We start from the raw sequence: 25,664 nt of genomic DNA on the forward strand, positions 1-25,664 counted from the left end.
TAAAAATATAAGAACTATCCTTTCAAGAAAATCAATAAGAATGCGATTACCAATGCATAAATTGCTGATGACTCAGTAATTGCCAATCCTGTAATTAGTGTTTGCATAATGTCTTGTTTTGCTTCAGGTTGTCTTGAAATAGCTTCTACCGCATATCCTGTTGCAATTCCTTGTCCAAGTCCTGCTCCAACTCCTCCTATTGCTGCTATTCCTGCTCCTAATAATGCTGCTGCATTAATGATTTCTGGTGTTGCTGCCATTTTAAAATCCTCCTATTTTTTTAATTTTTTTGTTTTTTTAGTTTTTTTATTCTTTGTACTCTTTAGATACTTAAAATTTATTTTGTTACTCACTTTCCTCTTCTTCGCCCAGTCCTTCACCAATATAAACGGATGATAACACCGTAAAGACAAACGCTTGAACGATTCCTATAAATAAATCCAAGTATAGTTGTAAAATTATTGTCCAACCTACTGCGAACGAGAAATTTCCTTTTAATAAATTATTTGTCACAGTTTGGAACAACTGATGTCCTACAAGGCTGTATAAAAGTCCCACAATTACTAATCCTGCTAACATATTCCCAAATAAACGCATTGATGTATTCAAAACTTTTGAAAAAATGTCGACAATATTTAGTGGAAACATAAACCACATTGGCTCAAACAACGATTTTAAATACGCTCTAAATCCGCCTTTTCTTATAGAAACCGTCAAAAACAGAACAATTACTACAAGTGATAATCCAATTGTCGTATTTGGGTCAGCTGTCGGTGTTCTAAAAAATGGTTTTACTTCCATTCCATGCTGTCCTTTTAAGACCATTATTACAAATGGAAACAAAAATCCACATAAATTTGAAAACATTATAAAGGCAAACAGTGCCGCAAAAAACGGAACATATTTCTTTTTATATTTTCCAAAAGTTGTAAGAAATGTATTTTCAATAAAGTTATAATACTCTTCCATTACAATTTGCATCTTAGTTGGATTGGTAACACTTGCATTTTTTGTTCCCATATGCACTATAAACATTATTACAAGCATCAAAACCCAAGTGTTTAACACCGTTTGACTCAACGAAAAATTAAAACTTCCGATGACAAAATTAAAATAATGCGGTGGCTCTACAACTGAACTCGGTGATTCAAAATTAATCGGCAAAACTGTACTTACAACTGCCAAAATAACATTTACAATCACCATCATAAGAAATAAGAGTCCAATAAATTTAAAAACTTTATTTTTCATCAATTTTCCTCCTTTCTTTTAAGAGTTCTTTTTTATTTTGGAGTAAAAAGATTAAAAACTTCACTCGTATATTTATTATACTCCAATTATTTTCTTTTTGCAAATTTTATTCTTTGTTTAAAATTTCACTTACGCTTGATTTCATTGAGTTTACATTATGCCAAAATCTTCTAATTTAGATATTTTTAATCTATTCTTTAATAAAAAAAACAGTATTTTATTAATTTTAAAATAATTTTTTTTTAATTTTTTTTGAACAATTTCTCAAAATAATTGCAATTTTGTAATTTGTCGCTCCAATTCCAGTAAATAAAAGATTTGTCGACACATGATCCACAAAATATCTTTGGCTAATTTTCCCAACAAGAAACATTCCAATACAAAAAATCAAAAGTCTTTTCCAAAGCTCAAAATTTCCTCGCAATTTTGCATTACTTTTAAAATACATAATTTTATTTATTCCTGAAATAAGAAGTCTGACATTTATTAGTGAAATTATTCCCCCAACAAAAAATCCAAAATAAAGTTCCACGATTTTAAAAACAAGTCCAATAAAAAATGCAATTATCGTAATATAAATTGAAAGTTTGTAATTTTTTTTAATTTCGATAGACATATTCTCTCCTTATTTTATATTATTAATCTGCTTAATCAAAGACCAGTATCCAGAAACTGCACCTATCACAAGAAATACGACCAAAACTATCGGCTGATCAGTTTTAAACAAGAATTTTTTCAAAAGCATATAAAATCCCATCATAAGAAGTACTGGCACAGATAAAATATAAACCATATTTGTAGCTAGTGCAAAATATTTGATAAGTTTATTATTTCTTTTTCGATTTCTTTTCTCATTTTCATTATGCCGTCCAAGTTTTTTTTCAATTTCATAAATTCTTTTTTTCTTTTTTCTTCTTCGTCAATATTTTCTTTCTCTATATTTTTTCCATTCATATTTTTATCTGTATCTGTATCTGTACTTTTTTTATTTTCTAACATATTCATTTTCTCCCTAACTTATATTTTTTTAAATACAAAAAATATTCTACTCTCTCCAAATTCAGGATTACTTGCCGTGTCAAATACTTCAAATCCATAATTTTTAGCAGTTTTAACTATCCATTCTAAATCATAAATAAATTTGTACTGAATATCGTTATATTTTCTAAATAAATTATCATTTAGATTTTCTCTGACAAATAAATCTATTTCCACAAGATGTTTTCTTTGTGAAAGTTTTTCATGACGCCAAATGCTCGTATATTCAGGTTCTTCATCCAAAAAAATATCATTTTCAAAAATTTCAGAAAAAATATCTTCTGTGACAGCGTCAAAAATCAAAAACCCATCTTTTTTCAAATTTTTAGAACATTTTTCCAAAAACTTTTCAAATTCGCTTCCATTTTTCAAATAATTTACCGTGTCAAAATTACAAATAATATTGTCAACTTCGCAAATTTCTCCATTTTCAAAAGTATTTTCAAAATTTACAATATTTTCTTTTACAAGTTTAAAGTCGCAATTCTCAAGTTTTCTATCAGTTATTTTTTTCTTTGCAATTTCCAACATTTTCTCCGACAAATCAACTCCAGTTACTGAAAACCCATCTCTCAAAAACCTAACTAAAAACTCTCCAGTTCCACATCCCAAATCTAATAAAGTTCCTTTTTTCTTAATAAAACTCCTAAGAAAATTATACCAGCTGTCATAATCTACATGCTTCCTGAACCTCCCACGACTAAAGTCGCAGGGTTCTAAAATCTTTAAAAATATTTAAAAATTTTCTAAGAAGTTTGATAGCTTTACACTACCCTTATTCTTTTAGGCGTATTCAGCTCACCTCTATTGTATAGGACACTTAAGTCCACAACTTTACTTTTCCTTAATATGTTTAATGCTCCATTACAATCCGCATTTATAAGTTTACCTGCACTTGTTTGATATAGTCCTCTTTTTATCCTTTTTCCACTGAATATATATTCTTGCGGATTCTCTTTATCATATATCGGAATTTCATCTCCATCAAAGAAACTTGCTTTTGATGTATAACTTTCTTCTTGCAGTTTAAATTCTATTCCATATAGTTTACATAGATATATTAATTTATCTCTTAATTTTCCATATGGTATATTTACAAAGTTTTGATTATTTATACTTCCAATATTTGAATTTCTTTGAAAATCTTCATTATATCCTAAAATTATTTTTCCTATATCATTATTAAGACAATAATTTACAATTATTCTTGCTGCTTTTGAAAGATAATCTTCGTATACGATTATTTCTCTTTCTAGCTATTCTTTTTTGTCTTAATGTTGTCCGCTTAATCTTTTGCTTATCTTTAATGCTTTGCAATTTTGCATTTATCTTATTATAGTATTGATTAATAGATTTTAATTTTCTACCATCTATTATGAATGATGCTCCATTATTAGTTACACAAGTGCAAAGATTGTCTATACCTAAATCAATTCCTAGTGCATTTTCTTTATTTAATTCCCTTTGAACTTCTTCTACCTCATAAGTATATTGAATTTCAAAGTACCTAGAATGTTGTTTAGGTATTATTCTAATTTCTTTTATCTTCTTGTCTTTTAATACTGGTGGTAGTTTTATTGCGATTTCCTTATGTGTCTTTCTAAATGAATTTGAATAAGGAACTATCAGCATATCATCTTTTAATCTAACAAAACCTATAACAAGAGTTGTAAAACCATCTTTATCAAGATATTTAGGTAATTTTATATCTTTAAAATTATATTGACCATTCTTAGCAAGTTTTAAAAGTCCAAAAAATGATTTGAAACTTCCGTCTACTTCTTTTAGAATTTGCTGAGCCATATTAGAATTTAATTTTTTATAATTATCACTATTTTTAAGCATTTTATAGTTTTCGTTATAACTTAAATACTTTTTATTTTGAAAATAGTGTTGTCTAATATTATATATAGCTTCATTAGTTAAGTTCTTGGCTATATGGCACAAATATTTTAAATTTCTAAACTCTTTTTTACTAAGATGTTTTACTTGTTGTTTTAAAGTTAAATACATAGATATCACCTCCTTTTCATCAGAGATATTATACCATGTACTCTACATTTTATTTGTCAAAAAAGTAATATCTTTTATTTATTTTTAAATATTTTTAAAGTTTTTAAAACCCCACAACAGCGGGAAGCGTCGTTCACATAAGTACGCTACTACTTATGCAGTTCTCTCATGAACTTCTTGTTATCTCTAACAAGCACAGACTATATCTTATCCATATCCTATTTCAAGGACTTAGGCGAAACCACTTCCAATACCTATCGCTTGTATTGTACTCCCCTCACGAGGGATAGTCGTTGAACTTTCCTTTTCAGGCTTAGCTGCTGATTGTCTATTATCATGATGTTTAGGATTTAACCTTGCACCATCTAGTATATTTTTTCTGCTTTCGCTACCTTCACACTTATACCATATTTTAACGAAGGTATTATGTTGTGGTCGTACTAGCTTTAAGAGTTCCCAGCAGTTCAGTTTCTTTGTTGCACGGTTTTGCTCCGTGTCTACATACAAGTTTCCCTATATGCTTACTAAAATTTTCGTACAATTCATCTCACGACTAAAGTCGCGAGTGTTCTTGTACTATTTAATAAAAACATCATAAATTTCTGCAAACTCTTTATGTTCCATATTTTTCACCTTTCATTTTTCCTTTAAATTTTAAGTATATTATACCACAAAATTTTATTAAAAAATATGTTGAAGTTGAGAAATTTAATGATAATATTGTATAATAAAAATACTCCGCTCATAATAAAATAAACAGAATATTTCTTTAATAATACTAAAAATTATTTGCTAAACTAGCCTTCAATTCTATCTTCAAGATTGGATTAATCATCTGGATCATTTGGATTCAAATCAGTTCCTAAGAAATTAGTCAAATCATCATCGGTTACTACTTTAGTTTCATCATCATCTTTATATTTTGACATAGTAAATCACCTCTCTCAATGCTATTTATATTTTGTTTAATTATACCCTCCCACATTTGTTTTTTTCTTAGTTTATATTTTTTTTAACCTTTTAGTTTTTCTGTCATATCATTCTTTATATTCATCCAAAATAAATTCCTCAATATAAAAATTAGAAATATGTGAAGAGAATCCTTTTATTTTCTGATATTTCTTTATTTTTCTTTTAGCTTCCAACTTTGACAGATAAACACCTAAAATTCTATGTTTTTCTTTTTCTTGAAAACCAACTGTATAATAAAAATGTGAAAGCAAATACAATTTTCGATTATTTGATTTAATATGTTTTTCTTCATTTTTCTTGTAATAAGTAGTAGTATAACCACCCTCCCACTGTGAATACTTATCAAGCGTATATTTTCCTATATAAAATCCGTCCAAATGAGAACAAAATCCCCTTATTTTCTTATATCTCAGCAATGCTTCCATCGCTTCTTTTTTAGTACAATATGCACCTAAAAATCTAGTTTCTTCCTCCCATTTATATTTATTATAAACATCTCCGTATTCATAGCCATGCGACAAAATCCAAACTTCCATTTTTTCACTTTCCAAAACTCTTGTTAAATAAATTTATTTCAAACATTTTGATATAAAACCTTTTGTATAGTAATCTTTTCCGACAATCATCGTTCTAATTTTAAATCCTTCTGGAAAATCCTTAAAACCTTTATCCAATTTCCTTTTTTCCATAATTTCTTTCGCCTTTTCTTTTGTTGAAAAAAATCCAATTAATTTTTCATCTCCCTGTTTTGTCCTATGATATAACATATATACTTTTTTTATTTCATTGATTTTCATTTTTTTCTATCTCCATTACTTTAAATTTCTAAAACATAATTTTTGATTCTCAAAATATCAATTTCAGAAATTTTTATTTTTATTTTTTCAACAAAATGATAATTTTCATCTATCATTTTCAAATAAATATATTCATCAAATATTTCTTCAACAATTCCAACTTTAGTTTCATCAAAATAAATATTGTCAATAAAAATAAATATTTTAAATCTCATACAAATTTCTAAAATATCCAAGAAATTTATACTAGATATATTTTGAAAATATTTTACTATATTCATATATTTAATTTTTTCTTCCCCACAAATTTCTGTTATCTCTTTGATATCTTGTTTTCTCACTATTGAAATATAGCTATCATCAGAAAATTCTTTTATTTCTTTAAAAACAACAATTTTTTCTCTTTTATCTAGTAAATTTCCTTGAAAAATTTCTCCTGAAAATAATTCTATTTTATTCAAAGAACTACAATTTTTTTCATTAATTATAGCATTTACGAAAATTCTTATTTTTTCAATGTAATTCACATCAAAAATTTCTTTAGAAATTACTTCTAACTCTTGATTTACTATTTCAAAATAGCAGTAATCAATCTCTTTTTTTACAAGATATCCTTTCTCAATATCTCCATTTTTTAAATTTAATAAAATAAGATATTTTCTTTTTATAATTTCTTCGCATACATCTTCAAATGAATTTATTTTTTCACTTAAATTTTCAAAATGTTGTGTAATTTTTTTTACATTCTCTAATTTCTCAATATAATCAGCTTCCAAAATAACTCTTTTAATTTTTTCAATCAAAAAAATTTTTATTCCATCTTCCAAATTATCTGTTCCATACGATTTCAAAAATAAATAATTTTTAGAAACTTTAATTATTTTACCAATTGAAAGTATGCTATCTTCCAAATGATATATTCCTATTTTTTTATTTATTTGAGTCTGAACCTCCCACGACCAAAGTCGCAGGGTTCTAAAATCTTTAAAAATATTCAAAAATTTTCTAAGAAGTTTGATAGCTTTACACTACCCTTATTCTTTTAGGTGTGTTCAGCTCACCTCTATTGTATAGGACGCTTAAGTCCACAACTTTACTTTTTCTTAATATATTTAATGCTCCGTTACAATCTGCATTTAATTGATAGCCTTTACTTGTTTGATATAGTCCTCTTTTTATTCTTTTTCCACTGAATATATATTCTTTTTGATTTTCTTTATCATATATCGGGATTTCATCTCCATCAAAGAAACTTGCTTTTGATGTATAACTTTCTTCTTGCAGTTTGAATTCTATTCCATATAGTTTACATAGGTATATTAATTTATCTCTTAATTTTCCATATGGTATACTTACAAAGTTTTGATTATTTATACTTCCTAATATTTGATTTTCTTTGAAAATCTTCATTATATCCTAAAACTATTTTTCCTATATCATTATTAAGACAATAATTTATAATTATTCTTGCTGCTTTTGAAAGATAATCATTTATACGATTATTTCTCTTTCTAGTTATTCTTTTTTGTCTTAATGTTGTTCGGGAGGTCTTTTGCTTATCTTTTATACTTTGTAATTTTGCATTTATCTTATTATAGTATTGATTTATTGATTTTAATTTTCTACCATCTATTATGAATGATGCTCCATTATTAGTTACACAAGTACAAAGATTATCTATACCTAAATCAATCCCTAGTGCATTGTTTTCATTTAATTCCCTTTGAACTTCTTTTACTTCGTAAGTATATTGAATTTCAAAGTACCTAGAATGTTGTTTAGGTATTATTCTAATTTCTTTTATCTTCTTGTCTTTTAATACTGGTGGTAGTTTTATTGCGATTTCCTTATGTGTCTTTCTAAATGAATTTGAATAAGGAACTATCAGCATATCATCTTTTAATCTAACAAAACCTATAACAAGAGTTGTAAATCCATCTTTAGCAAGATATTTAGGTAATTTTATATCTTTAAAATTATATTGACCATTCTTAGCAAGTTTCAAAAGTCCAAAAAATGATTTGAAACTTCCGTCTACTTCCTTTAGAATTTGTTGAGCCATATTAGAATTTAATTTTTTATAGTTCTCGCTATTTTTAAGCATTTTATAGTTTTCGTTATAACTTAAATACTTTTTCTTATTAAAATAATACTGTCTAATATTATATATAGCTTCATTAGTTAAGTTCTTGGCTATATGAGATAAATATTTTAAATTCCTAAACTCTTTTTTACTAAGATGTTTTACCTGCTGTTTTAAAGTTAAATACATAGATATCACCTCCTTTTCATCAGAGATATTATACCATGTATTCTACATTTTATCTGTCAAAAAAGTAATATTTTTTATTTATTTTTAAATATTTTTAAAGTTTTTAAACCCCCACAACAGTGGGAAGCGTCGTTCACATAAGTTCGCTACTACTTATGCAGTTCTCATGGCATATACACTCCTTAATAAATTAAGGAGATTAGCCTTGAACTTCTTGTTATCTCTAACAAGCACAGACTATATCTTATCCTTATCCTTATCCTATTTCCAAGGACTTAGGCGAAACCACTTCCAATACCTACCGCTTGTATTGTACTCCCCTCACGAGGGATAGTCGTTGAACTTTCCTTTTCAGGATTAGCTGCTGATTGTCTATTATCATAATGTTTAGGATTTAACCTTGCACCATCTAGTATATTTTTTCTGCTTTCGCCACCATCACACTTATACCGTATTCTCACTTAGGTATTATGTTGTGGTTATACTAGCTTTAAGAGTTCCCAGCAGTTCAGTTTCTTTGTTGCACGGTTTTGCTCCGTGTCTACATACAAGTTTCCCTATATGCTTACTAAAATTTTCGTACAATTCATCTCACGACTAAAGTCGCGAGTGTTCTTGTACTATTTAATAAAAAAAATTTACTTTCATTTTTCCTCTCTTTCTACTCTAAGTATAAACTTTATATTAACAAAAATATATTTTTAAAACCCAAAAGAAAAAAAATAAATTTACAATTAAATTTAATACTTTATTTTTTTTATCCCCAAAAATTAACATCGTGTATTCAAGACTTATAAATTTCATATATGTCCATATTTCATATTCTTTTGAAGTGTTCAAAAAAGATGTAAAAAAAAGTAATTTAACTAAAATAAATATTCTTAAATAAAAAATTATTACAGTTGATATTTTTGTTTTTGATATTTTCATAACTTAAACTCCTATTATAACTATAATTAAAATAAACATTGATATAACAAATCTAACCAAATAATTTTTGATCTTTAATTTTTTATATGGTCCATAAATACCAAAAAACATCAAATACCATAAAAATACAATTCTTAAATCATCGAATTTTCTAAATAATTTTAATTTATAAAAAAAATATACTAGAATTAGACTTATTGATGAATATAGAGAAAAAAATATATATTCATTAGATTTTATATACTCAAAAATTTTTTTAATCATTCTAACTTACAGTCCTTTCTAAATCTAAGATAATTAATCACTCTAAACTTATTTTTTTACTTTTTTTTATTTTATTAAAGAAAAAGACTAGAATTTTATCTAGCCTATTTCCCATAATTCAACTAACTTATCCCAAAACTTCTTCGACTTTTTCTGTCAACTCTTTGATATATTTATCCACAATTTCTTGTTTTTCTGCTTCAACCATCACTCTAATAAGCGATTCTGTTCCAGAAGCTCTCACTAAGATTCTACCTTTTCCAGCAATTTCTTTCTGTTTTTCTCTTATAAAATCTGTCAATTCTTTATTTGTTTCCCAAGTTGCTTTTTTCTCTTTAGAAACCATTATATTTTTAGAATCCTGTGGCCACAATTTTATATCTTTTACTAATTCATTTAATGTTTTTCCACTTTCTAAAATTGCTGCAACTAGCTGAATCGAAGATAAAACTCCATCTCCAGTCGTGTTGTAATCCAGCATCAAAATATGTCCAGACTGTTCTCCACCGACATTTAGACCATATTCTTTCATTTTTTCAAGAACATATCTATCTCCAACATTTGCTCTAATTAATCCAATACCTTGTTCATCCAAATATTTTTCAAATCCCATATTGCTTAGAACTGTTGTAACTACTTTGTTGTCGTTCAAAAGTCCTCTTTTTTTGAAATATTTTGCAATTATAGCAATTACTAAATCTCCATTAATTACATTTCCTTCGTGGTCAACTGCAATAAGTCTGTCCGCATCCCCATCAAATGCAAGTCCCAAGTCAGCTTTATAAACTTTTACCACTTCCTGTAAAAGTTCTGGATGAGTTGAACCGCAATTTACATTTATATTTTTTCCGTTTGGAATATTATTTATTACAATAATATCTGCACCAAGTTTTTGATAAATTTTTGAAGCCACTCTATAAGCAGCACCATTTGCCGCATCAATTACAATTTTCAAACCTTTAAAACTTGTTTTTACAGTTGAAGCCAAAAAGTCCAAATAAATTCTCATATCGTCTTCAACATATTTAAATCTTCCTAGATCATCTCCAGCAATTTGATGTTTTAATAATTTTTCTCTGTCTTCCATAAGCGCTTCTATTTCTTCTTCAACTTTATCAGGAAGTTTATAACCATTTGAGCTAAAAATTTTAATTCCGTTATCTTTTACTGGATTGTGTGAAGCAGAAATCATAATTCCTGCATCAGCTTTTAATTTTCTTGTTAAATAACAAACACCAGGTGTTGGAAGTACTCCTACAAAATCAATGTGAACTCCCATTGAATTTAAACCAGCAGATAGTGCCGATCTTATCATATATCCCGAAATTCTTGTATCAGTTCCCAAGATAATTCTTGGTTTTCCCGCTTTTTTTCTATGTTTTTTTAAATAATATCCAAGAGCAAGTCCCAAATTTCCAACTAAATCAATAGTTAAATCTTTGTTAGCTTCTCCACGCATTCCGTCTGTTCCAAAATATTTTCTAGCCATTCTTATTAATTTTATTCCTTTCTTTTCTTCAATTTTATTTTTCTTTTGTTTTTTAATTTTTTTGTTTTAATTCTTTATTTTATTTTTTTATTATAATCTTTTATCTTTACTTTTTTTTAAAAAATCTAAAAAAAGAACTTGATTTTTCTTTTGTTTTATCATTTTTATTAGATTTCTCATTTTTAACTACAATTTCTTTTCCATTTATTGGCAAAACTATAGAAATTTTAGTCCCTTTTCCCATTTCAGAATCGATTTCTATTTTTCCATTATGAATTTCAATTATTCTTTTCACAATTGCAAGTCCAAGTCCAGTTCCTCCAGTCGCTTTAGTTCTCGACAAGTCAACTCTGTAAAATCTGTCAAAAATTCGTTTCGCATCTTCTTTTGAAATTCCAACTCCTTCATCTCGAATTGAAATTACTCCATTTCCATTTCTTATTTCTGATTCAATATAAATATTCGTATTTTCTTCCGAATATTTTGTCGCATTTTCAATTATTGCTCTAATTGCCTGTTGAAGTAAAGTTTCATCTCCGTTTATTTTAAAATTTTCTCCCTCTGTCAAATGAATCTTATGAGTTTTTGTTGAAACAGTCGTATCCGAATAAATCTGCTTAACCATTTCATTCGCATCAATTTCAATAAATTTTGTATTAATTTTCGTAATATCACCTTTTGCTAAAAATAACAACTTTTGAATTAAATTTCGCATGTTGTCAGTTTCATTTATAATCGAGTCAATTGATTCCTCAAAAATTTCTTCATTTGTAAGTCTACGCTTTTTAATTATTTCCGCATAACCTTTTATTATCGCAAGTGGCGTTCTAAGTTCGTGCGATGCATCCGACACAAATTTTTTCTGATTTCCAAAAGAAATTTCAATTCTATCTAGCATTTCATTTATAATAAGAGTCAATGTCTGAAGTTCATCTTCACTTTTTGGCACTTCAATTCTTTGGCTCAAATCTTCACTTGTAATAGTTTTTGCTGTTTTTATTACATTTTTAACTGGTTTTAAAATTCTTCTGCTGACTATTTTTGAAACAATTGCTGTGAGAACTGCTCCTATTATTGTAAATAAAATTACAAGATATTCCAGTCTTTTATAAATTTTATTTTCCTGTGAAATATTTTTTAACACATAGACATTGAAATCATAGTGTTTAATATTTCTTGCAACTTTAAATGCAAAATATTTATTTTCACTTCCTAAGTCAATAGTTTTTCCATTTGCATCATTTTTTTTCAAATTAAATTTTTCTAACATTTTTACTATTTCTTCGTTTGTGGCACTCGCTTCTTCCGTGTCAGTCCCACCAATTGTATTTATTGGAATTACACGACTATTATTTCTTTTCATCTCAAGAACATACAAATAACCTTCTTCTCCAGGATTAAAAGGTTTTAGATAAATAATCTTTTTTCCTTCCATAACTTGTGGATTAAAATCAAATGTAAGTTCATTTGTTTTCTGCGAAAATACAGTAACTTTATCCAAAAAACTATTTATGTCTTCAACCTTATTTTGTGCCAAAGACACCAAAGCCTTTTTTGACTGTCTTTGCAACGAGTACACTAAAATAATATTCGAAAACAATATCAATACCAAAAATAGAAGAACATAGTTCAAAGAAATACGATCTTCTAATTTTAAATTTTTCATAATTTACTCCTTATTTAAAGATAAATCCAATTCCTCTCACTGTTTGAATAAATCTTCTTTCGTAAGGTCTGTCAATTTTATCTCTCAAATATTTGATATATAAATCCAAAATGTTATCATTTCCAATATAATCAAATCCCCAAACTTCTTCCAATATTTTATCTCTCGATAAAACAATCCCTTTATTCAGAACTAAAAAGTCAAGCAATTCAAATTCTCTTTTTGACAATTGAATCAGATCTTTTCCGTAACCTCTAAAAATTTCATAAGTCGAATAATTTATTGTCAAGTCTTCAAATTCAAATAGTCCTTTATGATCAACCGATTTTTTAGTTCTTCTTAATAATGCTTTTATTCTAGCAAGCAATTCTTCATTTGAAAATGGTTTAGTCATGTAATCATCAGCACCATAATCAAATCCAACAACCTTATCACTTATTTCATCTTTAGCTGTAAGCATAATTATAGGAACTTGTGAAGTTTCCCTCACTCTTTTACAAACTTCCATTCCACTCATTTTTGGAAGCATTACATCTAGCAAGATTAAGTCATATGATCCGTATTTAGCCATATTTAATCCTTCTTTACCGTCATATGCAAAAAACACATCAAAACCTTCAAATTTTAATTCAATTTCAAGAAGTCTTGAAATTTTTGGGTCGTCTTCCACAACCAATATTTTTTCTTTCATCATTTATCACCACTTTTATTTTAATTTATTTTAATTCATTGTAGTTATTATACCTTATTTTTTAAAATTTGTATACACTTTTATCTTTTTTTTTAAACAATTTTTATATAAAAAATAATTATAATAAAATTAATATAGCTATTTTTTTACGAATTTTACTTTTATTTTATTAAATTTTTAGTTAAATAATTATTATAAAAATTTAATTTTAAAAATTTTCTTTGTCCATATCACTATCTGATTTTCCCTCAGGAAGTTTTATTCTAAGCAAGTCCATCGGTCCCATTTCAACATCAGTTTTGATAATTGCTATTGTATTTGGATTTACATGGTCTTCATATTCTTCTTTTTTTGTATTAAAAAAGTTTTTCACTTTAAATTTCACAACTTCCGACTCTGGTCTTACAAGTTCCAATTCCTGTGTTGCAAAAACCTGATTTCTAATTTGAATTTTATATTTATTCGTATCTACTTTTTCTAGTACATTTGCAACCAATCTGTAAGTCTGGCTATAAGAAAGCCCTGTCTTATAATTTTGATCCTTTTCAGTCGTAGGCCCTAAGAAAAATCCATTTGAATATTGTCTATGACTAATTGTTTTAAGTTCTTTTAACCAATCTTCATCATATTTATAATTTCCTGAATAATAAGAATCTAGTGCTCTTTTATACTGTTTTACAACAGTTGAATTATAATAAATACTCTTCATTCTTCCTTCAATTTTTAGAGAATCGACACCCGCTTCAATAATTTTATCAATAAATTCAATTGTACACAAATCTTTTGCATTAAACATAAATGTTCCATCTTCATTTTCTATAACATCATGCGCCCCTGTTTCTTCATGCCCTTCTGCAATAACTTTATAATTCCAACGGCAATCTTGCGCACAAATTCCACGATTTGAATCTCTTCCAGTAAAATAGTTGCTAAGCAGACATCTACCCGAATAAGTCATGCACATCGCTCCATGAATAAACACTTCTATTTCAACATCTGGCACTTTTTCACGAATCTTTTTAATTTCGTTTAATGACATTTCTCTTGCCAAAATAACTCTTTTAGCTCCCATCTCTTTCCAAGTTTTTACACTCATCCAGTTTGTATTGTTAGCTTGTGTACTAACATGTATTCTCAAGTTTGGAGCATGTTCTCTAACTAGCTGAAAAACTCCAAGGTCTGCCACAATTGCCGCATCTGCTCCATATTCTTCCAATTTTTTAATAAATCTTGGCATATATTCAATTTCTGCGTTATGCGCAAAAATATTCAGTGTCACATACACTTTTTTCCCCAAGCTATGAGCATAATCAATAGCTTGTTTTAATTCTTTGTTATTAAAATTAGAGGACATTCCTCTCAAGTTAAAGGCGTTTCCTCCAATAAAACAAGCGTCCGCTCCAAAATGAAAAGCACTTTTTAACTTTTCCATATTTCCAGCAGGTGCTAATAACTCCACTCTTTTTCTCTTTTCCATCTTTTCTCCTTAACTTTTTAATTATTTTCTGTTTGCAATTTTTTTATTCAGACGGCGGCAAATGTTGTTCATCTTTTATATTCAAGAATTGTTGATATGAAGCTTCAAACGATAATTTTATCGTTCCAATCGGTCCACTTCTATGTTTTCCAATTATTAATTCCACTTCTTCACCTTTTTCATTTCCTTCACTACTGTTAGCGTTACTACCACTGCTATCATCAGAAGTTTCGCCTTGTTCTTCATCATCAAAATTATTTTTTTTGTAATAACTGTCACGATATAAAAACATCACTAAATCAGCATCCTGCTCTATCGCTCCAGATTCTCTCAAGTCAGACAGCATCGGTCTTTTATCATTTCTTTGCTCAACTCCCCTAGAAAGTTGCGATAAAGTTAAAATTGGTATATTCAATTCTTTTGCAAGAAGTTTTAACGAACGAGAAATTTCTGATATTTCCTGTTCCCTGCTTTTTCTATAACCTTCCTGCGGACTTATAAGCTGCAAATAGTCAATCAAAAGAAAATCTAATTTTCCTTCTGATTTTAATCTACGAGCTGTTGATTTTAATTCCATCATATTTACACTTGCAGAATCTGATATATAAAGTGGCATCTCAGTAATTTCACCAAAAATTTCACCCATTTTAAACATTTCTTCTTTTTTAAGCATATTATCTTTAAGCGATTTTAGTCTTATTCTTGCCATAATTGACAAAATTCTGTCAAATAGCTGCTCATTTCCCATCTCCAAACTGTAGACTAAAACATGCTTATTTTGTTTTGCAACACTTATCGCAAGATTTAGTGCAAATGCCGTTTTTCCCATAGCAGGTCTAGCTGCAAGAATCATTAAGTCAGAACCGTGCAGACCTCCTGTCATCTGATCAAAAGCAAAATATCCTGTAGGTATTCCACTCAACTCGCTTGTCGAATTCTGATATTCATCCAGTAACTTTATTTTTTGATCAGCTAATTCTGCAACTCTTATAATATCTTGATGCTGCTTTTTCTTGGAAATTTCAAAAATTTTCTTTTCAGCATCATCTATTATTTTTTCAATACTGCTGTAACTATTTTGCGATAATTTTATAATTTCTTCTCCAACATCAATAAGCTGTCTTTGAATTGATTTTTCTTTTATTATTCTGGCATAAGTTGTTGCATTTGCCGCTGTTGAAACAACTTCTGTAAAATCGTAAATGGTATCTTCTCCGCCAACTTCTTCCAAAAGGTTATTCTTTTTCAAAAGTTCAACAATTACGAGAACTTCAATAATTTTTCCGTTCTCATGAGCTTTTTTCATCTCATTAAATAATATTTTATGACTTCCCTTGTAAAAATCTTCTTCATTTACAATTTCTAAAATTTCAGACATAATTTTGGGTTTTAAAAATATTGAACCAATTAAACCTTCTTCAGCTTTTATACTGTATGTTTTCTCAGGTAATCCCATTCTCTCATCAGTCAAATTTAAATCGTCTATATCCATTTTTTTCCTTTACTAAAAAATTTTAAAAAACTATTTTGCTTCCACTTTCACTTTTATACTTCCTTTTACTTCCGAATGAAGTTTTAACTCAACTGTATGAAGTCCCAAATCTTTCACTCTTGTGCTAGTCGAAATTTTCTTTTTATCAATTTCAATATTTAATTGATCTTTTATTGCTTCAGAAATTTCCTTTGCTCCAATTGAACCAAAAACTTTTCCGTTTTCTCCAGCTTTAACTTTTAGTACAACTTCTTTTTTTGCAAGTATATCTTTCAATTCATTTGCTTCCTTTACATCTCTTGCATGATTTTTTTCTATCTTTTCATTTTTTTTCTGTAATTTATTAATGTTTTCTGGTGTTGCCAAAACTGCTTTATTTTTATTCAACAAAAAATTGTTGGCATATCCATCTTTTACTTCTATAATTTCATCTTTTTTCCCTATTCCTTTAATTGTTTCTGTCAAAATTACCTTAATTTTCATTTTAAAAATCTCCTTTTATTTTTATTTTTTATTTATTTAATCTTTTTATTCTTGATTTTTTTGTTTCAAAATTTTTCCTTCGAAAAATTCAGTCATTTTATCCAAAAATTTTTTACTTTCGCTTTTAACCTTATTTCTTAAAACTACGGCTTTTACTTCAATATTAGTTTTACAAACTTTATTTATCGCTTCTTCTATTTTTCTCTTGTCTTCTCCCATAATTTTATTTTTAATAAAGTCATTTTCAACTTCTATACAAAGCATCTCTTTTTCTATTTCCAAAAAACTTGCATTTTGAAAATAAAATGGAAAAGCCATATTTAAATTTTCCAACTCATTCATTATCTTTTTAATTCTTTTTCTAAAAATAGAAATATCAATATTTTCATTAGATTCTGATTCTGATTCTAATTCTAATTCCATTGTTTCTTCTGCAATTTCTTTTTTAGAATTATCCTCGATTTTTTCTTTTTTCTCAAAACCTTTTTTAGAAGTTCTATTTGCTTCTTTTAAATAATCAAAAGTTTCTAAATTATCGTAAGATTTTCTTTCATTCTCAATATCAAGATTCTCAAAATCTTCTAATTTTTTTTCTAAAAGTTTAACTCTCTTATTTTTATACAATTCATAAATCAAGACATACCCAAGAAGTCTTTTATCCTCCTCATACTTAAATTCATTTAGTGTAAAATAAATCGAACTTACCGTATCAAGCAAAAAATTTACTTTGACTTCTTCACTTTTTCTAAACTGTTCTTTCAAATAATAAGCAAAATCTTTTAAAAAATTTTCAATCACTACTCCGTCTTCCCAAATTCTATCAATAAAATCGATAAGTTTTTCTTTATTTGCAAGAAAAATTAAATTCAAAAATTCTCTTAAAAGAATTTCTGGAACAACTCCCAATGCCTTTTGCGTCTTTGAAATATCAATTGCTTCCCCAGAATAATTTGACACAACTTGCTCAAAAATTGAAAAGCTATCTCTTGCACTTCCTTCAGATTTTTTATATATCAAATCCAGACTTTCTTCATCAATTTTAATATCTTCTTTAAAAGCGACTCTTTTCAACAATTTTATTATACCTTTTTTATCAATTGGCAAAAAATCATATCTTTGACATCGAGAAATAACTGTATCTGGAATTTTATCAATTTCCGTTGTAGCCAAAATAAATATTATATGTGACGGCGGTTCTTCTAGTGTCTTTAAAAGTGCATTAAACGCTTCTTTTGTGAGCATATGAACCTCATCAATTATATAAATTTTCTTTCTTCCTTTTACGGGTCTATAATTTATTTTCTCTTTTAATTCCCTAATTTCATCAATTCCACGATTGGATGCCGCATCAATTTCCACCATATCCATAGAAATTCCCTTACTTATTTCAACACAGTTTTCACAAACTCCACAAGGAGAATCCGTTACATCTTCACTGTTTAAGCAATTTACTCCTTTTGCAATAAGTCTTGCAATCGTAGTTTTTCCAACTCCACGAGGTCCGTTAAATAAATAAGCATGTGATAATTTATTTTCTCTCAAAGAATTTTTTATAGCACGAGTTACAAATTCCTGTCCCGCTATTTCATCAAAATTTTGAGGACGATATTTTCTATACAATGTAATATTCAATATTCTCACTTCTCATTTCTTTTTATGACTGTTTTTATTATATCATTTTTAATAAAATTTGTGAACCACAAAAAAATTTTAAATAAATAATAATAATGTAGAATAAATACAAAAAATAAAAAATTGGCAGTCCAAACTACCAATTTTAAATTTATATTTTCACTTTATATTTTATTTTTTCATTTTTTGTAAAAAAGCTAATGCTTTGTCTATATCAGCTTCATTTTTTTCATCTTGTGCATATTCTATATATTTAACAGTATTATCTTTATCCAAAATGATTAACGCACGAGTAAGAAGACCTTTTTCTTTAATAAACAATCCATTTTGCAGACCAAACTGGTGGTATTTAAAGTCTGAAACAGCTTTTATTCCATTTATGTCATTTTCTGTACAAAATCTAGCTTGTGCAAATGGTGTGTCTTCTGTAATCGAATAAAATTTTATAGCTGGATTTTTTTTAGCTTCATCATTCAAAATTTTCGTCTGAAGTGAACAAACTTTTGTATCTAAAGAAGGTGCTGTATACAAAACTTTTATATTTTTATCATCAAAAATATTTTTTTCCTCCAATTTTGTATTTACAACTAATGGAACTTGAGTTATTTTGTCGCCAACTTTCAATTTTTTTCCAACGATTGTAATTGGCTCTCCACCCATTTTAATTTTCAAATCATTTTCAGATTTTAAACTATTTACATATTCCACATAATTTTTAGAAACACCTTGTGATTCTTCAACTTTACTACTATTTTTACTTCCACAAGAAACTATTACAAGTAAAATTAGAGAATTTAAAATTATTTTTTTCATAAATTTTTTCCTTTATATTTATATTTTTATATTTATATTTTATTTTTTATTTTTTTATTATAGCACCAAAAATTCTTTTTTGCAAATACAAATGTTTTTTGGGTTTTATTTTTTTATAAATGTAATCTTCGCTTAAATTCCTCTTTATACGACTTATACGAATATCGTAAAAGTATATTTAAGATAAAAAGCGGAATTGAGGAAAATATTGACCAGGTCATTTTTTGGCTTATTATGAGTTCTAGCACAAGTAAAAATATTCCGACAAAAAAAATAAAAAAATTTAATATTTTTAATTTATCTGATTTATGCTTATCCCAAACAAATGAAAAAATCAATCCAATTACTGTAAATGCCACAACAATCGGAATTCCCAATTTCAAACTCCAAGTCAAGACTTTATCTCCATAATCCAAAATTAAAAAATAACCGCTAAGTCCGAAAAAGCAAATGAATAAATTTGTTCTCATTCTGTAAGAATCAAGCAAAATAAATAAAAATAAGTCAAAAATTAAAATTGATGGAATTGTGTAATATCCCCATTTTAATTTTTTATACATTATAATATTTTGAAAAAGCACTTCTAAAATTGAAATTATTGAAATTGAAAAAAAAGACAAAAATACGGTTTTCTTCACTCTTTTCATTTTTAATTCATAAATATTTATATTTATTTTTGGATATTCACTTTCATAAATATTTTTTTCCAAATCTTCCATTTGTGGTACAGGTGTTTCACACAAAGGACACTTTTTTACGCCATCTTCAAGTTCCACGCCACATTTTACACAATACATCTCATTTTCCTTTCTTTAATTTATTTATTTTTTTAATAATTTGTTATAATTTTTGACCTTATTCCCCGCTTTCGCAAATAAATAAAAAAATCTCGTTCTATTTCGTAATTTGTAGTCAAATTCCCAAAGTTTATATATATTTTTTTTGTATCGCTAATTACTCCAACTTTTACTTTACATCTCTTGCTAGGTGGTGGCAAAAATCTAAATCCCAAAATATATTTTTCGTATTTCGGCTCAATTCTAAAAATTCCCAAATTTGAAAATCCCGTCGTATATCCCCGCTCGCCGTAATAGTCAAAAATAAATGGAAAAAACATTCGCTTTATAAAATACGGGACTATTTGTATTAAAATATTCTCAACTGGATTCATCGCTTTATAAATACTTTTGTAAAACTCCTTTTCATTTATTTTAAGAGCAAAATAATTATCCAAATATGTGATGATTTCCGAGAGCGAATAAGTCCCAAGACTTGCATCAATGCTTGGTGTTATGTTCATGAAAAAATTTCTGTAAGTATTTTCACAAAAAATTTTTCTCAAATCCACAGGAACACCAATAACAATCGGATTTTTCGCACTTGAATATCTATCAAGTAAAATTTTAAAATAAACAGCGAGTAAATATTTTCCAATTGTTGTGTTATGTTTTTTACTTTCTTTTTTTATTTCACTTAAAAGAATTTCTCCTGTTGTTATATGATACTGACCTTTTTTTAATATCTTTAGTGGCAAATGAAATGCTGATTTTATTGTCACTTCTTTACTCACTTTTCGCAAATACTTTTCATATGAATTTACATATCCATCTTTTTCAACATTTTTGACTTCTTCAAAATTTTTTTCTTCTTCTGTTTCTGTGAAAAATTTCGTTTTATTTTTTATAAAAAAATATTTTCGTTCTAAATATTTTTCTATTAAATCTCTAAAAAATATCATAGCTCCCCCGCCGTCAGTCAAAAAATGAGCAATTTCCACCGAAAGTTTATTATTGTAATAAATTATTCTCAAAGGATTATTTTTTTGAATGTCTGTACATGGATAAGTTTTTTCTTTTTCGAGCATAAATCCAGTATTTTTTTCTTGAAGATAGTTCCAAAAAATTCCCTTTTTAAGCTCTGAATTAAAAAATGGATATTTTTTTTCCAAAAAAGGTAATATTTTCTGTAAAACTTCCAAGTCAACATTTTCCAAAAATTTAATGGAAAGTCTAAAACAAGTTGTTCTACCTTCACTTATGATAGAAGAATAAGTTTTTGCAAAAGCGTCTAATTTATACCAAACTTTTTCATTCTTTCTCATTCTTTTCCAGCCTTTCTAATTTATAATTTAATAATTTATAACTTTTAATTTTTAAAAAAAATTTTTTAGTTTTATATTATTATACAACGATTAATTTTATTTTTCCACACTTATATTTTTTATAACAAAATAGAATTATAAATTATAATTATAACATTTGTTTTGAATTAATTAGTTTTACCTCATAATCGTACTTTTTCTATTTTTTTCATAATAAGTATCCTGGACATAATATGCAGAACTATGATACAATGACAACAACAGGAGCTTCATTAGGAAAATCTCCTAGAGTTACAAATATTGGATTTAATCAAGATGATAGAAATAAACAAGAAGTAACTAGAAATACAGTAGTTGGAAATGCTGAAATAGGTAAAACTTCTGAAGGTTCAATAAATAGGGATGTTATGAAAGCTAATGAAGTTACAAAAGATTGCAGTGTTTGAGAGCTAGTCTATTAAGTATGCTACTAATCCTGATAAGTTGAAAGAAAATTCGAATAAGATTAAAGATAAAATAAAAGACATTACAAAGGCATTGGATAATTTAATTCATGTTTCAGAAAAAGAACTGGATATGCAGAGTTAAAATTTAAACCTGATGCATTCATTCGTCAAAAATATAATATGCAAAAAATATATTAGAGAGGTAAAATGATGAAAAAATTTATAGTTTTTATAATTTCATTAAATTTACTTGGTAGTGAGTTTAAAAAAATGGATGACAATTTTACTAGGAAAATGGATTTAAAATATGAAGAATTTATCTAAAAAAATGTTAATCATAAAGACTTTATCACTATTTCAGAAACATCGGGAAATATTATTATCTTTTTTAATCAGAAGAAAGAAATTAACAAAATCGTTTATTTTAATAAAAATAATAAAATAAAAAGAGAAGAAATTTATAAAAACGCAAATATTTATAAATTGAATATAGCAAGATATTTATATGGAGAAAATCTGAATGAACAATCAAATATAAAAACTGGTATTGAAAAGGTTGTAGAATATTATAATTATGAAGAAAACAAAATAAAAAAAATTATAATATTTTCTGGATTAGAAAAAGAATTTGAAATAGAATTTGATGAAATTGGCAATGTAAAGAATATTCTAAAAGAGACGGAGCTAAAAAAATGAAAAGGGTTATTTTATTAATAATATTATGTATTGTAAAGAAATAAAAATATTTGGCAGAATACCTGATTATTCTTATGATGAAACAATAATCAATCAGATTTTTTGTAGTCCAGATAATAAAGATTGTTTAAAAAATCTAACAACAGGTAATGTACCATTATATTATGATGGAAAAACAAATACTTTTATTCATAATGTATATAATCATTATACTACGTATTATTCGTATGATTTCGTTTTAAAATCTAAAAATTATGTTGAAAAAAAAGCTCAGATATATTTTAGAAAGAATAATTATCCAGAAATTCATTGTTTAAATAATTTAGATGAAGAGTCAAAATCAAAAGTATTAAATTTTTTTTCATTAGACATAGAAAAATATTATATGAATTTATATCCAACTTGCATAATAAAGAAAGATAAAGAAAGTAATATTTTGTTTGGAAAATGGGAAATCGAAGATAATAAAGTCTCTCTTGAATTACATTATAATAATTTTGAAATAAGAAAAATATCTAAAAAAAATAATGAAATATTTAAAATTATAGAAAAAATTGATTCAATAAAGCAAGAAGAAAGTTATTATTGGGTTCCAGATTATAATTTTGAATATACAATATTTACTCCTAATAAAATATTGCATAAAAAAGATATCAGTCTTTCTGAAGATGAAGAAAAATTGATTAAGACTTTAAAAATATTATTTGAAAATGAATTTCCAAAAGAATATTGGTGTAAATCAAGAATTTTTAATAGTTGTATTGACGAAAAAAATGAGCAGTCAAAAGATTAAATAATAAATAAAAAATTACATTAAAAAAAAAGAAAAAAGATGTCAGAGAATTATTTTACATTACACCTAAATTTGGGTCACAAAATAGGAGATGCAGTTTTTTTTTACATTTTTTCTGTATTCCAAATATTGATTTTTTTGAGCTGTATAGATGTTATATGAGCTTTTTAAATGATATTTTTTATGGTTAGATAAAATATTTTTAAAATTCATAGTAAAAGAACAGTAAAACTAAAATTTTTAATTTTTTTCTTTAAAATAGATGAAATTTTTGTTGTGAGATAATACATATGTGACAAGAGTATGTAAAAAAAGAAAGGTTTCTGGAAAGCGGTGAAACAATAATGATTATAAAAGACTATAGTGAAGCAAAAAAAATATTTTTACATTATAATGGAAGTTATTTTCATATGCAAAGAGAGGAGTATCTTGATCAATATATGAAATTTAATATTTCAAAAAAAGAAGAAAGAAAATGGTTAAAAGAAAAAGTAGAGAAAATACTATCAACAATAAGTGAAGTGAAGAATATAAACTTAAAATATGATAAATACTGGAATATTCTATATATATTAACTGAAACTTTAGAAGATAATCATCTTTTAGATAAAACAATAAGTGCGTTTGAAAAAGATTTAAAATATCTAGATATATTTTCAATTAACATGATATTGGAAATGATTCATGATAATAAAAAAATATGGAAAAATTTTAAAAAGAAATTAAAAAAAATAATACAAAATAATGATATAAGTAAAAATGAAATTATATCGAAAGAACATAATAAATTAAAGGGAATTCAGTTTTTGACAGAAGATAAAGTAATAAAAAAATATAGAGAAATTTTATCTAAATTACAAAGTTAAATATTAAAATTTTTTTTAACACATAATAAAAAATAACATAATCGTCGCTACAAGAAAAGGAGCGACAGTTCTTGAAGAAGGATCTGAATCTATAGGAAATATTAATAATAGGACTCATAGGAGTTCAAATAATTCGCATAGATCTACAGGGGAAAAAAGTTACACATTAAATTCAGAAAAATCAAATTGGAAATTTAAACCAGAAATTCCAAGAACACCAGTAAAAACCTCTAATGGAAACCATGTATTAGGTAGAAGTAATGAGTGGAGTGTAAATAATACTGTAACTTCTGTTAAAAAAATGGAAACTTCCGGAGTAACGGTAACAACTTCATCTTCTGCAAGAACGGTAACAGGGTCAATTGGTTCAAATTTGATTACATCAGGAAAGAGTGTAACAACACTGGAAGCACCAAAGAATCCTGTAGTTAAACCGGTTACTAAAGTTGAACAGGAAACTGTTCCAATAATAAATGGATTTACAAGTAAACAAATTAAAGAAATGAGTTTAGAAGATTTAAGAAAAATTGGTTCTTCAGAGACCACTTCTAGTAATGCTATAAAAATGTTGAAAGGAACAAAAGAAGAAGCATTAAAATTTTTCGAAAGTAGAGTAGTCGGGGAAATAGAAACTAAAGTAAATTCTGGAGGAAAAGTAATAAAAATAGGATTCGATAAATTTGGAAATAAATTAACTTATAGAGATTTTTCAGTTATAAATGGTAGTTATCCAACTATTGAATTGTTTAAAGGAAGTACAGGTTCATGGGTTACAAAAATTAAATTTCAATAATAGAAAGGAATCATAATATGGAAGTTAATTATTATATTACTTCTGAATTTGAAAAATATAAGAAATATGCAGAAGAAGGAATTATGGAATTAATAGAACTGAAATTTTTAAATATTTCAAAAGAAGAAGAACAAATTTTAAAAAATCTTAACATAAATTATAAAATATATAGGAATAAAACTATAAAAATTCAGCTATTGAATTTTATAAACTATATAGTTGAAAAAGATGGGGAGGAAAAAGGAATATATATCAAAAAAACAAAAGAATATGAAAATTTTTTTAAAGAAGCAAATATAATTTTTAATAAAAATGAAAAATATGAAAATTTGATAATATCAAAAGATAAAGTAAGAGTTGAAATTATTATAGAAAGGGATATAAGTAATGTTAAAACAGAAATTTGAAAATATTTTTATAAAAAAATGTAGATATAAAGATACAAAATTATATATTTATTATAGGCATAAAAATAATAATAAATGTCTGATTTTTTCTAATGTGAAAAGTTTTAAGTCAGTATTTTCTGAACTTTATTATTATGATAGTCTGTTAAAGAAATTAGAAATAAATGAGTTTTCAAATATGATAAACAGAAATTATAAAGATAATGAAGTATATATAATTGATGGACTGTGGATGAGATATATCATAAAATTCAATGATTAATGAAAAAATACGGGATAGGT

Annotated in this window: 28 protein-coding genes and 2 pseudogenes; 7 read left to right on the top strand and 23 right to left on the bottom strand. The window is 26.4% G+C overall.

What is annotated here, in order from left to right:
* Positions 1 to 14 precede the first annotated feature (14 nt).
* The 23 genes and pseudogenes from atpE to J5A73_RS06930 form a co-directional block, all read right to left on the bottom strand.
* Positions 15 to 260: an ATP synthase F0 subunit C gene (gene atpE, locus J5A73_RS06825; RefSeq protein WP_211614290.1), complete on the bottom strand. Its 246-nt coding sequence runs from the start codon at positions 258 to 260 to the stop codon at positions 15 to 17.
* A gap of 85 nt (positions 261 to 345) precedes the next feature.
* Positions 346 to 1,251 carry a F0F1 ATP synthase subunit A gene (atpB, locus tag J5A73_RS06830; protein ID WP_211614292.1) on the bottom strand — a complete coding sequence of 302 codons (906 nt, stop codon included), beginning with the start codon at positions 1,249 to 1,251 and terminating at the stop codon, positions 346 to 348.
* Between the two features lie 226 nt (positions 1,252 to 1,477).
* Positions 1,478 to 1,867, bottom strand: coding sequence for a hypothetical protein (locus J5A73_RS06835; protein WP_211614299.1), 390 nt, complete (start codon positions 1,865 to 1,867; stop codon positions 1,478 to 1,480).
* A 9-nt stretch (positions 1,868 to 1,876) separates the two neighbouring features.
* Complete coding sequence (locus J5A73_RS10495; RefSeq protein ID WP_249069190.1) at positions 1,877 to 2,044, bottom strand: AtpZ/AtpI family protein; 168 nt, start codon at positions 2,042 to 2,044, stop codon at positions 1,877 to 1,879.
* Positions 2,045 to 2,052: 8 nt separating this feature from the next.
* Positions 2,053 to 2,250 carry a hypothetical protein gene (locus J5A73_RS10500; RefSeq protein ID WP_249069191.1) on the bottom strand — a complete coding sequence of 66 codons (198 nt, stop codon included), beginning with the start codon at positions 2,248 to 2,250 and terminating at the stop codon, positions 2,053 to 2,055.
* Positions 2,251 to 2,268: 18 nt separating this feature from the next.
* Positions 2,269 to 3,024 carry a class I SAM-dependent methyltransferase gene (locus J5A73_RS06845; protein ID WP_371813429.1) on the bottom strand — a complete coding sequence of 252 codons (756 nt, stop codon included), beginning with the start codon at positions 3,022 to 3,024 and terminating at the stop codon, positions 2,269 to 2,271.
* A 29-nt stretch (positions 3,025 to 3,053) separates the two neighbouring features.
* Positions 3,054 to 4,302 (bottom strand): annotated as a pseudogene (locus J5A73_RS06850) (RNA-guided endonuclease InsQ/TnpB family protein).
* A gap of 424 nt (positions 4,303 to 4,726) precedes the next feature.
* Positions 4,727 to 4,843, bottom strand: coding sequence for a MarR family transcriptional regulator (locus J5A73_RS06855; RefSeq protein ID WP_211614301.1), 117 nt, complete (start codon positions 4,841 to 4,843; stop codon positions 4,727 to 4,729).
* 496 nt (positions 4,844 to 5,339) lie between these two features.
* Positions 5,340 to 5,810, bottom strand: a complete 471-nt coding sequence (locus J5A73_RS06860) for a hypothetical protein (protein WP_211614303.1) — start codon at positions 5,808 to 5,810, stop codon at positions 5,340 to 5,342.
* A gap of 33 nt (positions 5,811 to 5,843) precedes the next feature.
* Positions 5,844 to 6,071: a serine kinase gene (locus J5A73_RS06865; protein ID WP_211614305.1), complete on the bottom strand. Its 228-nt coding sequence runs from the start codon at positions 6,069 to 6,071 to the stop codon at positions 5,844 to 5,846.
* Between the two features lie 20 nt (positions 6,072 to 6,091).
* Positions 6,092 to 7,069, bottom strand: coding sequence for a hypothetical protein (locus tag J5A73_RS06870; protein WP_211614307.1), 978 nt, complete (start codon positions 7,067 to 7,069; stop codon positions 6,092 to 6,094).
* A gap of 25 nt (positions 7,070 to 7,094) precedes the next feature.
* Positions 7,095 to 8,343, bottom strand: a pseudogene (locus J5A73_RS06875) (RNA-guided endonuclease InsQ/TnpB family protein).
* A gap of 468 nt (positions 8,344 to 8,811) precedes the next feature.
* On the bottom strand, positions 8,812 to 8,928 hold the full coding sequence (locus tag J5A73_RS06880) for a MarR family transcriptional regulator (RefSeq protein ID WP_080667958.1): 117 nt from the start codon (positions 8,926 to 8,928) through the stop codon (positions 8,812 to 8,814).
* Between the two features lie 736 nt (positions 8,929 to 9,664).
* Positions 9,665 to 11,026, bottom strand: coding sequence for a phosphoglucosamine mutase (gene glmM, locus J5A73_RS06885; RefSeq protein ID WP_211614309.1), 1,362 nt, complete (start codon positions 11,024 to 11,026; stop codon positions 9,665 to 9,667).
* Positions 11,027 to 11,132: 106 nt separating this feature from the next.
* Positions 11,133 to 12,692 (bottom strand): ATP-binding protein, encoded by a 1,560-nt coding sequence (locus J5A73_RS06890; RefSeq protein ID WP_211614311.1) that lies wholly within the window; start codon positions 12,690 to 12,692, stop codon positions 11,133 to 11,135.
* Positions 12,693 to 12,702: 10 nt separating this feature from the next.
* Positions 12,703 to 13,383, bottom strand: a complete 681-nt coding sequence (locus J5A73_RS06895) for a response regulator transcription factor (protein WP_305798703.1) — start codon at positions 13,381 to 13,383, stop codon at positions 12,703 to 12,705.
* Positions 13,384 to 13,591: 208 nt separating this feature from the next.
* Complete coding sequence (locus tag J5A73_RS06900; RefSeq protein ID WP_211614314.1) at positions 13,592 to 14,860, bottom strand: U32 family peptidase; 1,269 nt, start codon at positions 14,858 to 14,860, stop codon at positions 13,592 to 13,594.
* Between the two features lie 43 nt (positions 14,861 to 14,903).
* Positions 14,904 to 16,352 (bottom strand): replicative DNA helicase, encoded by a 1,449-nt coding sequence (gene dnaB, locus J5A73_RS06905; protein WP_211614316.1) that lies wholly within the window; start codon positions 16,350 to 16,352, stop codon positions 14,904 to 14,906.
* Positions 16,353 to 16,382: 30 nt separating this feature from the next.
* Positions 16,383 to 16,835: a 50S ribosomal protein L9 gene (gene rplI, locus J5A73_RS06910; RefSeq protein ID WP_211614318.1), complete on the bottom strand. Its 453-nt coding sequence runs from the start codon at positions 16,833 to 16,835 to the stop codon at positions 16,383 to 16,385.
* Positions 16,836 to 16,880: 45 nt separating this feature from the next.
* Positions 16,881 to 18,470, bottom strand: coding sequence for a DNA polymerase III subunit gamma/tau (dnaX, locus tag J5A73_RS06915; protein ID WP_211617369.1), 1,590 nt, complete (start codon positions 18,468 to 18,470; stop codon positions 16,881 to 16,883).
* 168 nt (positions 18,471 to 18,638) lie between these two features.
* A complete protein-coding gene (gene tpx / locus J5A73_RS06920) occupies positions 18,639 to 19,280 on the bottom strand; it encodes a thiol peroxidase (protein WP_211614320.1) in 642 nt (213 codons plus the stop codon).
* Between the two features lie 113 nt (positions 19,281 to 19,393).
* A complete protein-coding gene (locus tag J5A73_RS06925) occupies positions 19,394 to 20,077 on the bottom strand; it encodes a DUF6320 domain-containing protein (RefSeq protein ID WP_211614322.1) in 684 nt (227 codons plus the stop codon).
* A gap of 32 nt (positions 20,078 to 20,109) precedes the next feature.
* Positions 20,110 to 21,381 carry an alcohol acetyltransferase gene (locus J5A73_RS06930; RefSeq protein WP_211614324.1) on the bottom strand — a complete coding sequence of 424 codons (1,272 nt, stop codon included), beginning with the start codon at positions 21,379 to 21,381 and terminating at the stop codon, positions 20,110 to 20,112.
* 233 nt (positions 21,382 to 21,614) lie between these two features.
* On the opposite strand from J5A73_RS06930, the gene J5A73_RS06935 reads away from it, so the two are divergent.
* The 7 genes from J5A73_RS06935 to J5A73_RS06965 all read left to right on the top strand — a co-directional run bounded on the left by J5A73_RS06935 (position 21,615) and on the right by J5A73_RS06965 (position 25,644).
* Positions 21,615 to 21,827 carry a hypothetical protein gene (locus tag J5A73_RS06935; protein WP_211614326.1) on the top strand — a complete coding sequence of 71 codons (213 nt, stop codon included), beginning with the start codon at positions 21,615 to 21,617 and terminating at the stop codon, positions 21,825 to 21,827.
* Between the two features lie 483 nt (positions 21,828 to 22,310).
* Entirely contained in the window at positions 22,311 to 22,523 is a 213-nt protein-coding gene (locus J5A73_RS06940) for a hypothetical protein (protein ID WP_211614328.1), read from the top strand.
* Between the two features lie 25 nt (positions 22,524 to 22,548).
* On the top strand, positions 22,549 to 23,316 hold the full coding sequence (locus J5A73_RS06945; protein ID WP_211614330.1) for a hypothetical protein: 768 nt from the start codon (positions 22,549 to 22,551) through the stop codon (positions 23,314 to 23,316).
* 344 nt (positions 23,317 to 23,660) lie between these two features.
* A complete protein-coding gene (locus tag J5A73_RS06950) occupies positions 23,661 to 24,182 on the top strand; it encodes a hypothetical protein (RefSeq protein WP_178936964.1) in 522 nt (173 codons plus the stop codon).
* A gap of 301 nt (positions 24,183 to 24,483) precedes the next feature.
* Complete coding sequence (locus J5A73_RS06955) at positions 24,484 to 24,975, top strand: hypothetical protein (RefSeq protein WP_211614332.1); 492 nt, start codon at positions 24,484 to 24,486, stop codon at positions 24,973 to 24,975.
* Between the two features lie 17 nt (positions 24,976 to 24,992).
* Positions 24,993 to 25,382: a hypothetical protein gene (locus J5A73_RS06960; RefSeq protein WP_211614334.1), complete on the top strand. Its 390-nt coding sequence runs from the start codon at positions 24,993 to 24,995 to the stop codon at positions 25,380 to 25,382.
* 94 nt (positions 25,383 to 25,476) lie between these two features.
* Positions 25,477 to 25,644 carry a hypothetical protein gene (locus J5A73_RS06965; protein ID WP_211614342.1) on the top strand — a complete coding sequence of 56 codons (168 nt, stop codon included), beginning with the start codon at positions 25,477 to 25,479 and terminating at the stop codon, positions 25,642 to 25,644.
* Positions 25,645 to 25,664: the final 20 nt, after the last annotated feature.

It is taken from the genome of Leptotrichia sp. oral taxon 218 (assembly GCF_018128225.1).
Taxonomy (GTDB): Bacteria; Fusobacteriota; Fusobacteriia; order Fusobacteriales; family Leptotrichiaceae; genus Leptotrichia.

Excerpts from the sequence above, each read along its gene's own strand:
- J5A73_RS06955 (WP_211614332.1), top strand. The coding sequence starts at position 24,484 with ATGGAAACTTCCGGAGTAACGGTAACAACTTCATCTTCTGCAAGAACG.
- J5A73_RS06925 (WP_211614322.1), bottom strand. The coding sequence starts at position 20,077 with ATGTATTGTGTAAAATGTGGCGTGGAACTTGAAGATGGCGTAAAAAAG.
- J5A73_RS06900 (WP_211614314.1), bottom strand. The coding sequence starts at position 14,860 with ATGGAAAAGAGAAAAAGAGTGGAGTTATTAGCACCTGCTGGAAATATG.
- rplI (WP_211614318.1), bottom strand. The coding sequence starts at position 16,835 with ATGAAAATTAAGGTAATTTTGACAGAAACAATTAAAGGAATAGGGAAA.
- J5A73_RS06945 (WP_211614330.1), top strand. The coding sequence starts at position 22,549 with ATGTATTGTAAAGAAATAAAAATATTTGGCAGAATACCTGATTATTCT.
- J5A73_RS06950 (WP_178936964.1), top strand. The coding sequence starts at position 23,661 with ATGATTATAAAAGACTATAGTGAAGCAAAAAAAATATTTTTACATTAT.
- J5A73_RS10495 (WP_249069190.1), bottom strand. The coding sequence starts at position 2,044 with ATGGTTTATATTTTATCTGTGCCAGTACTTCTTATGATGGGATTTTAT.
- tpx (WP_211614320.1), bottom strand. The coding sequence starts at position 19,280 with ATGAAAAAAATAATTTTAAATTCTCTAATTTTACTTGTAATAGTTTCT.
- J5A73_RS06835 (WP_211614299.1), bottom strand. The coding sequence starts at position 1,867 with ATGTCTATCGAAATTAAAAAAAATTACAAACTTTCAATTTATATTACG.
- J5A73_RS10500 (WP_249069191.1), bottom strand. The coding sequence starts at position 2,250 with ATGTTAGAAAATAAAAAAAGTACAGATACAGATACAGATAAAAATATG.
- J5A73_RS06890 (WP_211614311.1), bottom strand. The coding sequence starts at position 12,692 with ATGAAAAATTTAAAATTAGAAGATCGTATTTCTTTGAACTATGTTCTT.
- glmM (WP_211614309.1), bottom strand. The coding sequence starts at position 11,026 with ATGGCTAGAAAATATTTTGGAACAGACGGAATGCGTGGAGAAGCTAAC.
- J5A73_RS06860 (WP_211614303.1), bottom strand. The coding sequence starts at position 5,810 with ATGGAAGTTTGGATTTTGTCGCATGGCTATGAATACGGAGATGTTTAT.
- J5A73_RS06960 (WP_211614334.1), top strand. The coding sequence starts at position 24,993 with ATGGAAGTTAATTATTATATTACTTCTGAATTTGAAAAATATAAGAAA.
- atpB (WP_211614292.1), bottom strand. The coding sequence starts at position 1,251 with ATGAAAAATAAAGTTTTTAAATTTATTGGACTCTTATTTCTTATGATG.
- dnaB (WP_211614316.1), bottom strand. The coding sequence starts at position 16,352 with ATGGATATAGACGATTTAAATTTGACTGATGAGAGAATGGGATTACCT.
- J5A73_RS06935 (WP_211614326.1), top strand. The coding sequence starts at position 21,615 with ATGCAGAACTATGATACAATGACAACAACAGGAGCTTCATTAGGAAAA.
- J5A73_RS06865 (WP_211614305.1), bottom strand. The coding sequence starts at position 6,071 with ATGAAAATCAATGAAATAAAAAAAGTATATATGTTATATCATAGGACA.
- J5A73_RS06895 (WP_305798703.1), bottom strand. The coding sequence starts at position 13,383 with ATGAAAGAAAAAATATTGGTTGTGGAAGACGACCCAAAAATTTCAAGA.
- atpE (WP_211614290.1), bottom strand. The coding sequence starts at position 260 with ATGGCAGCAACACCAGAAATCATTAATGCAGCAGCATTATTAGGAGCA.
- J5A73_RS06930 (WP_211614324.1), bottom strand. The coding sequence starts at position 21,381 with ATGAGAAAGAATGAAAAAGTTTGGTATAAATTAGACGCTTTTGCAAAA.